Annotated in this window: 8 protein-coding genes; 5 read left to right on the top strand and 3 right to left on the bottom strand. The window is 40.3% G+C overall.

What is annotated here, in order from left to right; all coding sequences use genetic code 11:
• The first annotated feature begins 410 nt into the window (after window positions 1–410).
• Together B3P16_RS03340 and B3P16_RS03335 are read left to right on the top strand one after the other, a co-directional pair.
• Window positions 411–2,015 (top strand): DNA/RNA non-specific endonuclease, encoded by a 1,605-nt coding sequence (locus tag B3P16_RS03340; protein WP_286841417.1) that lies wholly within the window; start codon window positions 411–413, stop codon window positions 2,013–2,015.
• Between the two features lie 64 nt (window positions 2,016–2,079).
• Window positions 2,080–2,739, top strand: a complete 660-nt coding sequence (locus tag B3P16_RS03335) for an HAD family hydrolase (RefSeq protein ID WP_286709596.1) — start codon at window positions 2,080–2,082, stop codon at window positions 2,737–2,739.
• Between the two features lie 132 nt (window positions 2,740–2,871).
• Here the strand turns inward: B3P16_RS03335 and B3P16_RS03330 are convergent, their stop codons facing one another.
• Window positions 2,872–4,380, bottom strand: coding sequence for an alpha-L-fucosidase (locus B3P16_RS03330; protein WP_286841415.1), 1,509 nt, complete (start codon window positions 4,378–4,380; stop codon window positions 2,872–2,874).
• Window positions 4,381–4,562: 182 nt separating this feature from the next.
• Complete coding sequence (locus B3P16_RS03325; RefSeq protein ID WP_286754711.1) at window positions 4,563–6,170, bottom strand: beta-N-acetylhexosaminidase; 1,608 nt, start codon at window positions 6,168–6,170, stop codon at window positions 4,563–4,565.
• Between the two features lie 477 nt (window positions 6,171–6,647).
• On the opposite strand from B3P16_RS03325, the gene B3P16_RS03320 reads away from it, so the two are divergent.
• Both B3P16_RS03320 and B3P16_RS03315 read left to right on the top strand, forming a co-directional pair.
• The gene (locus B3P16_RS03320; RefSeq protein WP_286841413.1) at window positions 6,648–8,882 is read left to right on the top strand and encodes a glycoside hydrolase family 2 protein; all 2,235 of its coding nucleotides are present in this window, start codon (window positions 6,648–6,650) and stop codon (window positions 8,880–8,882) included.
• A 256-nt stretch (window positions 8,883–9,138) separates the two neighbouring features.
• On the top strand, window positions 9,139–9,417 hold the full coding sequence (locus B3P16_RS03315; RefSeq protein ID WP_286754709.1) for a DUF4342 domain-containing protein: 279 nt from the start codon (window positions 9,139–9,141) through the stop codon (window positions 9,415–9,417).
• 65 nt (window positions 9,418–9,482) lie between these two features.
• On the opposite strand, the gene B3P16_RS03310 is transcribed toward B3P16_RS03315, so the two are convergent.
• Window positions 9,483–11,492, bottom strand: coding sequence for a beta-N-acetylhexosaminidase (locus B3P16_RS03310; RefSeq protein WP_286841412.1), 2,010 nt, complete (start codon window positions 11,490–11,492; stop codon window positions 9,483–9,485).
• A 250-nt stretch (window positions 11,493–11,742) separates the two neighbouring features.
• Between B3P16_RS03310 and B3P16_RS03305 the strand changes: the two genes are divergently transcribed.
• Window positions 11,743–13,869, top strand: a complete 2,127-nt coding sequence (locus B3P16_RS03305; protein WP_286841411.1) for an ATP-binding response regulator — start codon at window positions 11,743–11,745, stop codon at window positions 13,867–13,869.
• Window positions 13,870–14,648 lie beyond the last annotated feature (779 nt).

The raw sequence follows: 14,648 nt of genomic DNA, 5'->3' as shown, positions 1-14,648 counted from the left end.
TATTGACAAATTTATTAGAAATGAGAATATATTTTACTACCTGATTTCAGGGAAAAATGAAGAAAATCAACACCTTCGTATTAATTTTTTCCAAAAGGAATTAAAAGCGTTACCCTAGTACTACACATAATAGCACAACAGCAACCTAAAACAAATGATTTTTAAACAAGTATGGAACACATACTGTTAAATATTTTATCAATTACCTATATTATTGTCTTAACAACTGTTTGAGATCTTTAAATATACTACAAGTGAGATACTATAAAACCGAAATAGTGCCTAAAATATCTATCTAAAGATCAATCCAATACAAACCTTATAACCAGGATTACTAAAAAGATCGCTGTAACTTCTAGTGAACTTAACTATTTTTGCCATCACTTTATCAATATACACTAGCTATTCATATGACGAACACGACCAAAGCGATACCGGATCAAAATATATTCCGGATAGCCTACATTATAATTGCACTGCTTACTTTTAACTCCTGTCAGAAAACGGAAACTAGAATTGACCGAGCAGCGGTGCAATTTACCCCTACTATTGTTGGTCAAATCAACACACAAACGACAGAGATTTCCTGGAATAAAAATGACCAAATCGGTGTATATATGTACAAAGCCGACCAACCTTTGGCAGCAATTTCGCTTATCGACCAGGTCAAAAATTACCCCTTCACTTTTAACGGTTCGGTTTTTCAAAGTAACAGCCCGGTTTTCCTACCGAATGAAAACGTGGACTTTATCGCCTATTATCCTTACAAATCACTGGCAGACTTTCAATATCCCATCAATATAAGTGACCAGTCCAACCCGGCAGCCTTAGACCTGATGTATGCAAACAATGCCAAAAACATCGGTAAAAACAACAATACAGTACCACTTATTTTTGTACGACAACTGAGCAAAGTCAACATTAAGCTATCCATAACCAATACAGCCGCATTGGAAGCCAATCAGATTATAGTAAAAATGCCAGCTATAAGCATCCAAGGAGGATTCGATTTGACAACAGGAAAATTGACTGTTAATTCAACCGAAAAAAAGGATGTGCAAAAAAAGGTATCACTAAATACCAATAAAACCGCCCGTATAGAATTTATGCTACTTCCTGGCGAAGATATCACAGGAAAGGCCATTAAGTTTATTGCCACTAATGGCGATACCTATACCTGGACAATACCCCAAAATCGGGATTTAAAAAATCTAACAGCCGGAAGCCAATATAGCTTTGATATCAACATTGACAATGGAAAACTAAGTGGCGGGATTGGTGAATCACAAGCTTATCTGGAAATACCCAAAATGAGCAATCTCAGCAGTGATGAGGTATTTATACAACATTTTATGCCCGACGCAAACGACAGCAGAAATTATGCGATGCTATATGACAAAAAGCTAAAAATGGCATATTGGGTTGCATACCCCTTATACAACAGTGTGCTAGGGTCAGGCAACCGTACGGATGCCTGGGGTTACGATCCTGCCGTATCAACAGCATTTCAACCCAATCTATTTAAGGGATTTCAGCCAACAGGGTACGACAGAGGGCACCAATTGCCAAGTGCAGACAGAAATCTCAATATTGCTCAAAATAAAACAACATTTTATTTTACCAACATGACAGCACAGGTTTCACGACTTAACCAAGGTATTTGGGCAAACCTCGAAACGAAAGTCAGAACCTGGACTGCACAGTGTGACACGATGTATGTCGTAACTGGCGCAATACCTAAGACCAGCACTGAAAACAGCCTCGATTTTGCGCAGGACAACGATGGAAAAGATATTGCCAAACCAAAATACTATTTCAAAGCCTTGGCAATGAAAAAAGGAAACGAATATTATACCATTGGTTATAAGATTGACAATGTCATTCCACCTTCAGGAAGCACGTTCGAAAATTATAGGTTAACCGTAAGCGAACTGGAAAAAATAACTGGATTCACTTTTTTCCCCGATCTAAATGATACACAGAAAGGAAATATAAATACCTCCATTTGGAAATAATTAAACTCCATTTAATCTCACTATTCTACCATGGTTCAACCGCAATTTTTACTAGATTTATCAAATGAAACTTATCATATTTGATCTGGACGGAACACTGCTAGATACATTACAAGACCTGGGGGACAGCTGCAATGCTATTCTTGAACAGCATGGATATCCAACGCATCCACTCGTTGCTTATAAGAAATTTGTAGGCAATGGCGTACAGAAACTCATCGAAAGGGCATTGCCCGAAGAAGCACGAACGGCAGAGACGATTACAGTCTTACTTGGAGCTTTTAAAAGCTATTATGAACAAAAACCTGTATCGCATACACGGCCTTACCCGGGAATTGTATCGCTGCTTCAAGAATTGAAGTCTTTAGGTTACCTCATCTCCGTGGCGTCCAATAAATACCACGAGGCAGTCATCCCACTGATGCAACAATACTTCCCCGATATTCCATTTGACCTTGTCCTCGGCCATCGCGCTGGTCATCCAGCCAAACCCGATCCCGCAATCGTCCTAGATAGCCTTGAGACATTAGGTGTCAACAAACAAAATTGCCTGTATGTCGGTGATTCATCGGTCGATATGGATACGGCCAATAATGCCGGGGTAACAGCAATCGGTGTTACCTGGGGCTTTCGCGATGAAGACGAATTGAGACAACACGGGGCAAAATACATTATCCATACCCCAAGCGAGCTCCTCAATATTACAGCAACAACACTGATATAACAGAAAAACGGCACTTTAACCGATAGCGATTTAAGTGCCGTTTTTATTAGATCCATCCTAATGTCGTTGATTCGGTACCATTGCTATTGGCGATCCGATGAAATCAGGGAAATTTCCTATAATGTCCTGAGCCTACATTTTTGCATCCATTAGTTGCTCACGCTGTCCTTTTGGATGACCAAGCTTCATTCTTATAACAAAAGCCTTATTGGCAACAAATGCGTCTGGAAGTACAATATCATAGTACGTATTCTTATCCAGGTCTATGCCGATTTCAGCTTGCTTTAAAACCAAGGTTTGACCATTTTGAAGTAATGCTGCCGTTACCGGAACCGTTGTTGCATTCTTCGGTACAGCAATACGGACAATATTGTTGACGGGTCGATTAAAGACCGTAAGATAGAGATTGTCCTCTTTTTTTGTAAAATAACCCAATTTAGATGGCGCAAGCCCCGCATACCTAACCCCATAAACAGCTTCACCATTAACTTTGATCCAGTCACCGATCTCTTTCGCCAGTTTATCCTCTCCCGGATGCATCCGACCATTTCCGTCCGGACCAAAATTCAATACGAAATTCCCGTTCATTGATACACAGTTCATCAACATATCGATCAAATCGTCGGATGTCTTTGTATAAATACCCGACCAATCTTTCATGTAGCCCCAACCATTGGGAGGTATCGTCATGACGCAATCCCAATCACGTCCTTCCAACCATTCAAATTCTTTCGGCATTTTGCGTTCCCATCCTTGCTCATAATCCCCCAGCATATCGCCATTCGAATCGAAATGTCGTTTTCCAAATTCATCGTTTCGAAAACGGCTACCGATGATTAACCCCGGATGCTTCTCGCGGAGTTCCTTTTCCAGTTTATAGGTAAAGTCATAGGACTGAATCCAGGACTGATCCCAGGTACCATCAAACCAAAAACCTTTTATCTGGGGGTAATTTTGAAGAAGCTCCAATAATTGATTACGGGTATACTCTAAAAACTTGTTGAATTTTGCCTTTTCTTCCGGTGTAGACGGCGCCTTTCCCATATAGTTTGAATTATTCCATTCCAAGATCGAAAAATACAAAAATACATCTATACCTTCGGCTGTGTAAGCGTCTACAACCTGCTTGACAATATCTTTTTTATATGGGCTTTTCTTAATGGTATAATCTGTATATTTCGAAGGCCATAAGGCAAATCCATCATGATGTTTGGTGGTAAAAATCAGGTATTTTGCTCCCATTTCTTTAGCCTGCTTAGCCCATAGCTTTGCGTCAAATCCTTTGGGGTTAAATTGCTTATATAAATTATCATAGGTGTTTTTCCAGTCCTTCGGTGCCGTAGGTCCACTCCAGGTACGAATCCATTCGGAAGCGGCCGCACCTTTTCGAGCACTTACCCCTTCCCACTCATTTCCTGGAATAGCATAGAGACCCCAATGGATAAACTGTCCTAAACCATAGCTACGAAAACGTGCCATTGCCTCATCGGTTCGATGCGCCGGTGTTAAAGGCCCATATTTTACCTCAATTCTTTGCTCCACCTTTTTGCGTGGACCAGTCCATTGGGCAGAAACAGTTTTCCCGGCCAATAGCCCTCCAGCCAACAGCAAGGTCACCATCAATCTGTTATAGCTTATCATATTTTATCTAATTGTTTTATTACAAGGTTCTCATTTGTTCTTTTCATACGCATTCATGCAAAAGCACAAACTTTCACATCTGCATAATGCTTCTAAAAAATCTACAGTATTTATTTGATTCCAAAAGATCTGACATCATCATTGCCGATTACACCACTCCCCGTCAAAGACAAATCACTGATCTAGTTGGGATTATCAATATACTGTTTTTGCGCTTTCTTCATAACGACCGGCTCGGGATTACTGTCCTGAAATGGATCAAAGTAATAGAGCCCCTGCTCGCGATACAGCGCTAAATGCTGCTTCAACACATGTGAAAACTGATCAAAATTACGTTGCTTACCAGGTGTCCAGGCCGCTTCCGCCAATGCCGCAATTCTCGGAAAGACGAGATAATCCAATCGATTGGTATTCGTGACGGTTTCAGTCCATAGATTAGCTTGGATGCCCAATAGCTGTTTTCTTCGACCACCTAAACTGTCCAGCTGTTCGCCTGCAAAATTGTAAACATCTTGAATAGGATTAAACCCTTTGCCCCATTTCCGCCCATACCGGTGATTTTCCTGCTGCACAAAATCGAAATATAAAGGTAACCGGGGGGTAAGAATAGCCTGATATCCTTTTTCCAAAATTTTGTTGAGCTGTTCGGGTTTATCATGGCGCCACCACATCATCACAGTTTGTGCCTTGTTCAGTTTTGCGTCTACCATCTCATCCCAAACAATAATTTTCCCATTTATACGGGCAACGGAATCCGCCATACGTCGAATAAAATACGCTTCGACCTCCTTATTCGATTTCAGTCCTTCCGCCTTTTTTAACTCCTGCACCTTTAGATCATTATTCCAGGCATCGCTACCGAAAGCAACCTCATCTCCACCCAAATGAATGTAAGTCGAAGGAAAAAGTGCTTTTACCTCGCGCAACACATGGGTTAAAAATGAATATGTCGTATTATTTGCTGGGTGAAAAGTAAAATCAGGGTGTTTTTCATTACCGCCGCCAGATAAAAATGGATACGCACGATTTGCCGCTGTTGCATGTCCAGGCATATCAATCTCAGGAATGACCTCAATATTACGTTCATCCGCATAAGCAATAATCTCACTGATATCATTTTGTGTGTAATACTGTACTTCGGCATAGGGATCGAAATAATTGCCTATACCTCCTATTTGAGTCAGCCAGGGATAACGTTGTATACTAAGACGCCAGGCAGGCTCATCCGTCAAATGCCAATGAAACTTGTTCAATTTATAAAACGCCATCCAGTCCAACAATGACTTCACTTTTTCCTTCCCAAAGAAATGTCTCGACTCATCTAACATAAAACCACGCCAGGCAAATTGTGCTTTATCCTTGATGTCAACAGCCTCCAACTCACGCTGATCCCCTTTCTGGGCTGCAACGGACAACAATTGGTCTAAACTTGAAATTCCATTGACAAGTCCCGATTTATCTGAAGCGTAGATTCGAATTTGAGTAGGATCTATCTGCAGACGATAGGCTTCATGTTCAAGTGTTTTATCCCAGCTTACCCTAACTTGGGCTTCGTCAACCATGGCCGTAGCATAGGCCGAAATGCCGAAACGCCCAAGTAGGAGCTTCTTGAAATACACGATCGTGGGATCAAAATAAGGGTCGCTTACAATACCTATATTTCTACCTAAGATCAGTTTGCCCTTCCGCGCCTCCTGCTGCTGTGGATGTGGGATAATAGCAACCTGTGCTTCCACAAATTGCATCAGCAAGAATAGCAAAAGAAATGTTCCTGTTAATCTATGTTTCATTCGTTTTATAGTTTTTTTCCACTTATCAGAATCCTTCTTCTTCCATTCATCAGATTACATCTTCTCATGTAAAAGCATTTGTCTCTGAATTGGCTCTATCACTCATTTTCGAACGTGGTTTGCTTATTATTGACCCACGATAGCCAATGCACAAGGTAAAATAAGTATGAAAACCCAGCATATGAACGGTTTACATTGGTTCTGTCTACATTTTTCTTGTAATACAATGGTAAAGAATTTATTATTTATTACAGTAGTCCAAGTATAGTCAATCGTTTGCGCAAACCTCGAAAACGTTGTAGTAAACGAGCGCAATAAAGCGAATAAAGAAAAAACAATAATTAACAGCGACATTATAATCACTTTTAATTAAAAACAGGATCAAATAGCTATTCTCCCCTCGGTAGTCCAATTAGTCATTTTCATTTTGTTAGCTATATTTGAAGACATAAATACAATATCCTAAGTTAAAACCGTATGATAAAAAAGATATTTTATACCTTAATCTTTATTGGAATACTGCTATTGAACGTACAAGCACGAACCGTAGTTCCATTTAATACCAGCTGGACTTTCAAAAAGGGGCCTTTTTCTACGTCGACACTAGATTATAATCAACTATTTGAAGGGAAATGGCAGCTTGTCAATTTACCGCACACCTGGAATGCAAACGATATGCAGACCAAAGAGATTAAGTCTGGTAGCTTAGGAAAAAACGAACGCTTTTACACCGGCGACGCTTATTATCGTAAGTCATTTGTGCCCGAAGCAGCATGGAAAGGCAAACGCATTTTCATTCGATTTGAAGGAGTCAATACCAACACAGAAGTATACGTAAACAATCAGCCCCTTCCGACCAAAGAAAGCAAGAATGAAATTATTTATGACAATACACAACGCAATGGAAATTATAACTTCGTGGGCAGACATCAGGGCGGTTATTCTGCATTTGTATTCGAACTGACCAGCATGCTCCAATTTGGGAAAGAAAACGAGATTTTGGTGAAGGTAAATAATGAAGCTACCCCACAGGTCATTCCTGTCAACCATACCCTTTTCCCAATGTATGGCGGTATTTATAGACCAGTCGAACTTATTGTAACCGATGAAATCAATATTGCGGTAAATGATTTTGCAGCCAAAGGAATCTACATTACGCAAAAAAATGTCTCCAAGAAAACAGCCGACGTTGCCGTAAAAATAAAAATAGACAACAAATCCGGAAAAAAACAGCCTATTGAATTACTAACAACGGTTTTCGAAAAAGACGGATCGATTAAAGCCAAACAGAATACGCCTTATACTTTACTACCACAGGGCCGCCAGATTGTTACACAACAAATCCTGGTCAAAAGCCCGCATTTATGGCAAGGTTTAGATGATCCCTACCTCTATAAGGTCGTCACGCAAATCAAAAAGAATGGCGAGGTTATCGATGAGGTGACAGCCCCCCTTGGCCTTCGTAAATTTGAGCTACGCACAGGAGAGGGATTTTTCCTGAATGATATTAAATACCCCTTACATGGCGTTTGTCGCCATCAGGATCGCCTGGGAAAAGGATCTGCCCTGAGCAATGCAGACCACGACGAAGACCTCGCGATTATCAAAGAAATGGGCGCAACATCTATTCGACTGGCACACTATCAGCAATCCGAATATTTCTATTCAAAATGTGATAGCATCGGCTTGGTGATCTGGGCCGAAATACCTTTTGTCAATCGTGTAAGTACATTCGAAGAGAATAATGCACAACAACAATTGAAAGAACTGATCCGACAAAACTTCAATCATCCATCAATTTACATTTGGGGAATGCACAATGAGGTGTATACACCGTCAGCCTATACGATCGATCTGACAACCAAATTAAACGATCTTGCCAAATCTGAAGACCCAGATCGCTATACCGTTTCTGTCAGTGGGTACAATGTTATCAACCACGCCGTTAACAATAACGCGGATGTACAAGGCATTAATCATTACTTCGGCTGGTATAATGGCGAACTGGAAGACAAATCAGACAAAGAGGATGATGTCGCCTCCTGGGCTAAACGTATCAGTGAAGAATTCAAAGATTACCGGATTATCTTTTCGGAATATGGTGCAGAAGCCATTCCCGAAGACCAAGCGGAAGAAGTTGGTAATTTTGGCAATCAATGGAGTAATCCTTCATTCTTCCCCGAAGAGTATGCCACAAAATTTCATGAGATCCACTGGGGGGTAATCGCTAAAAATCCGATTTTCTTAGGTTCCTATGTATGGAACACCTTTGATTTCGCAACACCAATTACCGGTCTTAATGTCAATCCCAGAAATTATAAAGGTCTGGTTTCCTTTGACCGTAAATTGAAGAAAGATGGTTTTTATTGGTATAAAGCCAACTGGAGCAAAGAACCGGTGTTATATATCACGCAGCGACGTATGATCAACAGAGGTAATGAAATCACCCCTATCACCGTTTATTCGAACAGAGGAGAGCCAACATTGATCATCAATGGACAAACGATCAAAGGGGCCAAAATTGGCCAGACCAATGTACATTACATCTTCGAAAACGTGAAGCTAAAACAGGGGAAGAATACTGTCGAAGCAAAAGTAATCCAAAAAGACGGTAAGGTATTAACCGACACAATTGAATGGAACTATGACCCCACATTTAAGCAAGGACCATCGGGACCAACAAAATCGAAAACAGAGCATGTAGGTTTATAATCACATTAGCAAAATAAGAAACAAAAAAACAGGGGTAGCCAAAAAGCTACCCCTGTTTTTTGTTTAAGGATATATCTCCTGTCAGTTATAGTGATAATCATATCACTCTCCTTAATTTCAGAAAAGTATTAACCGATAAAAGCTGGTCGTTTACCGAGATTGTCTCGAGACTGGCCTAATGGGCATCGTACCCCTCTTATTTCCGCCCTATCTTTGAGTCATCAAATAAGAAATAAAAACATTAAAAATAAACATCATGGCAACTAAAACAACATTCAGCATCAACAGTAAAACAATTACTAAAGCTTTTCAAGATCTTTTTGATTCCTTCAAAAGCTCCCGTTTAAAAGTTTCATCCAAGAATGGACAAGAATACTTAAATATCTCCTTGTTATTGGCTGTAATCATCGGAATTATTTTCCCTGTAGCTTTCATTGCACTGATTATTCTTAGCCTGATTGCACCTATTGAAATTGCAATCCTTCAAGAAGTAAAGGAAGAGCATGCTAATCAAAAGATGATTGAGCTCAAATAAATAAAGCTTCTATACCTTATAAAGAGCTAGGGTTATCCAACGGTAGGATAGCCCTAGCTCTTCTCTTATTTCCTTTCTATCTTATCAAACGCTGTATTAGGGGACAAATTAAATGTAAAGTTCCCTTTTGAATCCACACCACCAGCACCTCTGACACGGGCTTTGATCTCATACTTCGATTGCGGGTTATAATTTGTTACTGTAAAATTGTAATAAAAAGGTTTGACCTTGTTGGTTCCTCTAAATTTATCCGCAAGTGCGTGATGTCCATCTTCTGCGATGACACGCCCGTCCTGCAGTAATTGTACAGCATCAATCTCCAGAAAATTCTTACCATCCACAAAGAAAAATCCAGCTTGAGCCCTTCCGTTATCGTAAATCTTCTTCGTCACATCAAAATTCAGAAAACTATACGATTCCCTGATATCATTAGGCCCCCATGCCCCCGCAATATATCCCCCGGGACGATAATAATCAATACGCATGGAATCCAATCTTGGAAGATTTGCATCCAATCGCTGGTTGAAAGCTTCGTAATCTTTCGCTGATTTGGACGACCATCCAATTTCGGCTACAGCAAGTAATCTCGGAAAATTCTGTACGTTCAGATCTTTAATATCCTGCGCCAAAGCAGTCCACATATTGCCCTGCACACCGAGAACAAGCTGCTCCTCGGCCGGACTAAGCCCCGCAGAAGGGTCAAATTCGTACACTCTTTTCAGCGAATTTATTTGAGGATAGGCCAAATCAGTCATTGTTCCATCGTTACGATCAGCCTGGGTAATATCAAAATAGAGATGAGAGGCAGGAGTGGCTACCGCTTTAAACCCCTCTTTAGTTGCCTCCTTGATCGCTTCTTCACCAAGCCAGCTCATAATTGCTGTACTTTTCGGCAAGTTTTCCGCATCTGCTAAGATATCATTCCAGCCGATCGGTTTTTTACCTTTTTGAACAATGATAGCGGAAACGCGTTGTACGAAATAACTCTGCAGGGCTTTGACATCCTTAATCTGGTGTTGCTTCATAAAATCCTGCACATGCGGCTCTTTTTCCCACAAATCATGACGAACCTCATCCCCTCCAAAATGAATATAACTACCCGGAAAGAGATTAGCGATTTCGGTGAACACATTATTCAAGAATTCATACGTAAACTCTTTTGTGGGATCCAGTGTATTGGGGGTAAATTGATTTCCCCAGTATCCCCAAGATGACACAAAAGGAAAGATGTGATTGGGATAAGAATTCTTGTTGACCCCAAGTTCAGGATAGGCTAATATGGTCGGCCATGAATGTCCGGGGACATCAATCTCGGGCACAATCGTAATATTACGCTCCCGCGCATATTGGACAACTTCCTTGATCTGCTCCTGTGTATAAAATCCACTGCGTTCTGCAGGTTGCTTTTCTGTTCGATGAAATACCGTCGCATTTTCCAGTGTCAATTTCGGATACTTCTTTATTTCAATACGCCAGCCCTGATCATCCGTCAAATGCCAATGAAAAGTATTCATTTTGTACAGGGCCATGACATCCAGATACTTTTTCACGGTTTTCACATCAAAGAATGTCCGGCTTACGTCTTTCATATAACCGCGCCAATGATAACGCGGATAATCTTTAATGCTCACTGCCGGAATATTCCAGCTTATTTCTTTGGTTGGGTTACTACCCTCGAAAGCTGTCGGTAAAAGTTGGCGCAGTGATTGCGTTGCATTGAAAAGCCCATGGGAACTTTTTGCTGTCAGAACTACACCCCGATTGGAAACCTCAAGCTGATAACCTTCATCATTTGAGATGGACAGTTTAGGGTCAAGTCTAAATTCAATGCTATTGCTCGCCTGTTTCCGCACATTCAGGGGATATTGCGTTACTCTTCTCAGCTGCTCAACAAACAAAGACACATCCTTCACATCGCAGCCTTTAAAACTTAAAGTAGTTTGTGGATTTAACTGAAACTGGCCCGCTCCTATATTGATTTCCTGAGGCTTGGGGATAATAGCAACCCCAGACTGTGCATGGAGTCCTCGCGCAAATAAAAGGGATAACGCGACCGAACAGAAGAGTGTTTTCATTAAAATTTAAGTTTTTATTTCTAAATAAAGAGGTCCTAAAAAGACCACCTATGGGTTTCACTATGCAAAATAAAAAATAAAATAGGATCCTTCCACACCAACTTTCAATCAAACGATTGTGTAAGATTTTAAAAAAGTAGCTGACTGGCTACAGCAGTCAGCGGCGGATATGATTTTTTAGTATTAAATTTGACTTCCAGACAAAACAAAATAGGCTATAGTTAACTTATTGGGGTGAAAGAACAATAACGTGAAAAACAGTAAAAAATTATTTATTATCAGGACAGTTTTAATTGCCTTCCTGATTCTTTCCTTGGTCTATATCGGTTCGATATTTACCTATCAGTATATTGAGTACCAAAAGACCGAAGCTCGTCTAAATAAAGCATATAGTTCTAAAAATCAATTGACCAATCTTTTCTACGAACTCTTCTCCTCCTATAATACTGCCGGAAATGCTTTTCGTTCCTATACCGTAGACTTCAGTTCCGAAAATTTAAAGCATTATAGCAACAGTTTAGACACGCTACGATTTTATATTGACTCCCTCTCTAAATTATCTTCCCAAAAAGGACTTACTGCTGCTACAAATACCTCTTTGGAACAGAATATTTCGCTTTCGGACGAATTTGCACAGATTAAAAAATCTGTTGACAATATGATTTTTTTGGCAAAAGACTCGCTTTCACTCTTGACTAACACAAACAGAACCATTCGACCTGGGAACAATCGGATACTTGCAGATTCTGTTGTCAATAAAATATTACGCGATACCGCACTCAATGTAAGTAAGAAGGACACCATTGTTCGAAAGAAAGAAAAACTCTTCAACAGAATTTTCAAAGCGAAGAATGACACGTTAGTTGCTGATAAGCTGCAACAAAATTTCAACGTTAATCAAATCAAGGCCATACATAGCCAGATCCAAAGTTTGATTGAACAGAACGAAACATTTCACCGGCAAGATTTCAGTAAGATTCGTCGTTCATTTGCTGAGCTTCAGCACAAGGAAAGACAATTGCTACAATCAAATTACAACTTATTTAGTACCATTAGCACGGCCTTGCTGCGGATTAAAACCCATGAAGATGAGACATTAAGGGCTGCTGAAATTCAAGATTTCAAACTTTACAGGGAAAACTCTTCCATTTTTGGCAAACAGGTCATCGCTTCTATTATTCTTATGATTATTATGGTGACACTATTGCTGTCTTACCACTATAATACACTCGTCTATGAGCGTAAGCTTACCGCCGCCCGAGACTATGCCTTACAGACATCGAAGGAGAAAGCCAGTATATTAGCTAATATAAGTCATGACGTACGGACACCGGTCAATTCGTTGGTCAGTGTTATTGATTTGCTGAAAAGCAATGCAGCGAACAATCGTGTCGATCCCGTTTTATTAGACTCCATAACACAGGATATCCATGTAATCAATGATACTGTTGAAGATATTCTGAATCTCGGCAAGCTAGAGTCTGGCACACTGGAAATTAAGGCTGAGTATTTTTCGCCAACGCAATTGCTTGCCAACCTCATTAAAATGCAAAAGGCTCAGGCAGATAAAAAAGGACTGAAACTCATTAGTTACATTGATATCGATCCCAACATCTTAATTAAAAGCGGTACATATCGTGTACGCCAGATTGTTTCCAATCTGCTGAGCAACGCGATTAAATATACAGATAAGGGTCAGATCGAAGTGAAAGCCTTTATCAGCAACGATCAGGGCTCCAAATTACATATAGTAGTTAAGGATACAGGAAAAGGTATTTCTGCCAAAGATCAAGGACATATTTTCGAACAGTATTATATGACCGATCAGAAATCCAAGCATAGTTTTGGATTGGGATTACATATTTCTAAGCTCATGGCCGAACAGCTAAACGGAACCTTAAGCGTTAGCAGTCAACAAGGCAAAGGATCAACATTTACATTAGTTGTTCCGTTTACCGAAGAAAAGAAAATTAGGAAACAAATGGCAAGCTTAGACAAACTCCCAAAAGAGCTACGCTTTGTCGTTATTGACGATAATCCGATCAATAATCTATTCGTAAAACAAGCATTGCAACATTTCGAAGATGTGAAAATCTATCAGGATTCATCCATAGCAATAGCCTACTTGAAGGAAAATAGAACGGATATTATTATCACCGATCTCAAAATGCATGGCCCTAGCGGTTGGGACATCCTCAATTCGGTTAAAGACAGTAATCTTAAACAGGGATGGAACAGCAAAGTTATCGCACTCACGTCAGACGAGTCACAAGTAACAGTGCAGATTCCCGAAGGACAGGTACACCAATTTGATGGCGTCATGACCAAACCTCTGGACAAAACTATTCTTGCTCAACTTATAGCAAGAATTTCGTAAGATAAGCAGCGTAAGTAAAAGAAATAAGGGACTGTTTAAGACAGTCCCTTATTTCTTTTACGCTATATACCTGCAATACTAAAGTAACTACGATCCTTTTGGACATCCTTACGTATAGGAACATTATATTCGATTACTTAAATAAATCAGCAAGCTTAGCAACCAATTGCTCATCTGTGTCGCCATTGCCACCACCATAGCGTCCGATAATAACGCCTTGCGGATCTATTAACACTTTTGTTGGTAACGAACTGACGCCATACCCCTGCGTTACATCTTTGTTAAGATCAAAATTTGTTCCATCGAATTTTGTCCCATGTAAAACATGCTTCCAAATGCCAATTTCATCTTGTTCAACCGCCTTGTGCCACTTTGGATGCTAACTATCATTATCCATGATAACAATAATGGCGGTCACTTGGGTTACAATGCCCCGTGACTATGGCGCTACAGCATGCCAAATGTGACCAATAATGCTCCTAGCAATATACAAAAACCTCCGATACGAAAGTTTTGGAACAGGCGATGCTCTATACCAAAAGTGAGCAATAATACTTCTAGCAAGATACAAAACTTAGATACTGGAATTCTCGAAGAGGGGAGACGCCATACCACTAGAACACAGTGATGGCTGCATGACCGCCTGCTATGGAAATGTACCATTACCACTGCGGGACAGTGACAGTTGTGAAACAGCTGCCGATTGATCGGGCTCACCGACGACGCTTTGCTTCGATAACCAATAGGCGGAGGATATACAATAGCATTGTACGGGGAAG

It is taken from the genome of Sphingobacterium sp. UBA7631 (assembly GCF_002483935.1).
Taxonomy (GTDB): domain Bacteria; phylum Bacteroidota; class Bacteroidia; order Sphingobacteriales; family Sphingobacteriaceae; genus Sphingobacterium; species Sphingobacterium multivorum.
Note: the sequence above shows the minus strand (reverse complement) of the source record. Positions and strands in the feature narration are given on the sequence as shown.

Bases quoted from the DNA above. Each gene is read 5' to 3' on its own strand.
- B3P16_RS03340 (WP_286841417.1), top strand. From the start codon at position 411: ATGACGAACACGACCAAAGCGATACCGGATCAAAATATATTCCGGATA.
- B3P16_RS03335 (WP_286709596.1), top strand. From the start codon at position 2,080: ATGAAACTTATCATATTTGATCTGGACGGAACACTGCTAGATACATTA.
- B3P16_RS03330 (WP_286841415.1), bottom strand. From the start codon at position 4,380: ATGATAAGCTATAACAGATTGATGGTGACCTTGCTGTTGGCTGGAGGG.
- B3P16_RS03325 (WP_286754711.1), bottom strand. From the start codon at position 6,170: ATGAAACATAGATTAACAGGAACATTTCTTTTGCTATTCTTGCTGATG.
- B3P16_RS03320 (WP_286841413.1), top strand. From the start codon at position 6,648: ATGATAAAAAAGATATTTTATACCTTAATCTTTATTGGAATACTGCTA.
- B3P16_RS03315 (WP_286754709.1), top strand. From the start codon at position 9,139: ATGGCAACTAAAACAACATTCAGCATCAACAGTAAAACAATTACTAAA.
- B3P16_RS03310 (WP_286841412.1), bottom strand. From the start codon at position 11,492: ATGAAAACACTCTTCTGTTCGGTCGCGTTATCCCTTTTATTTGCGCGA.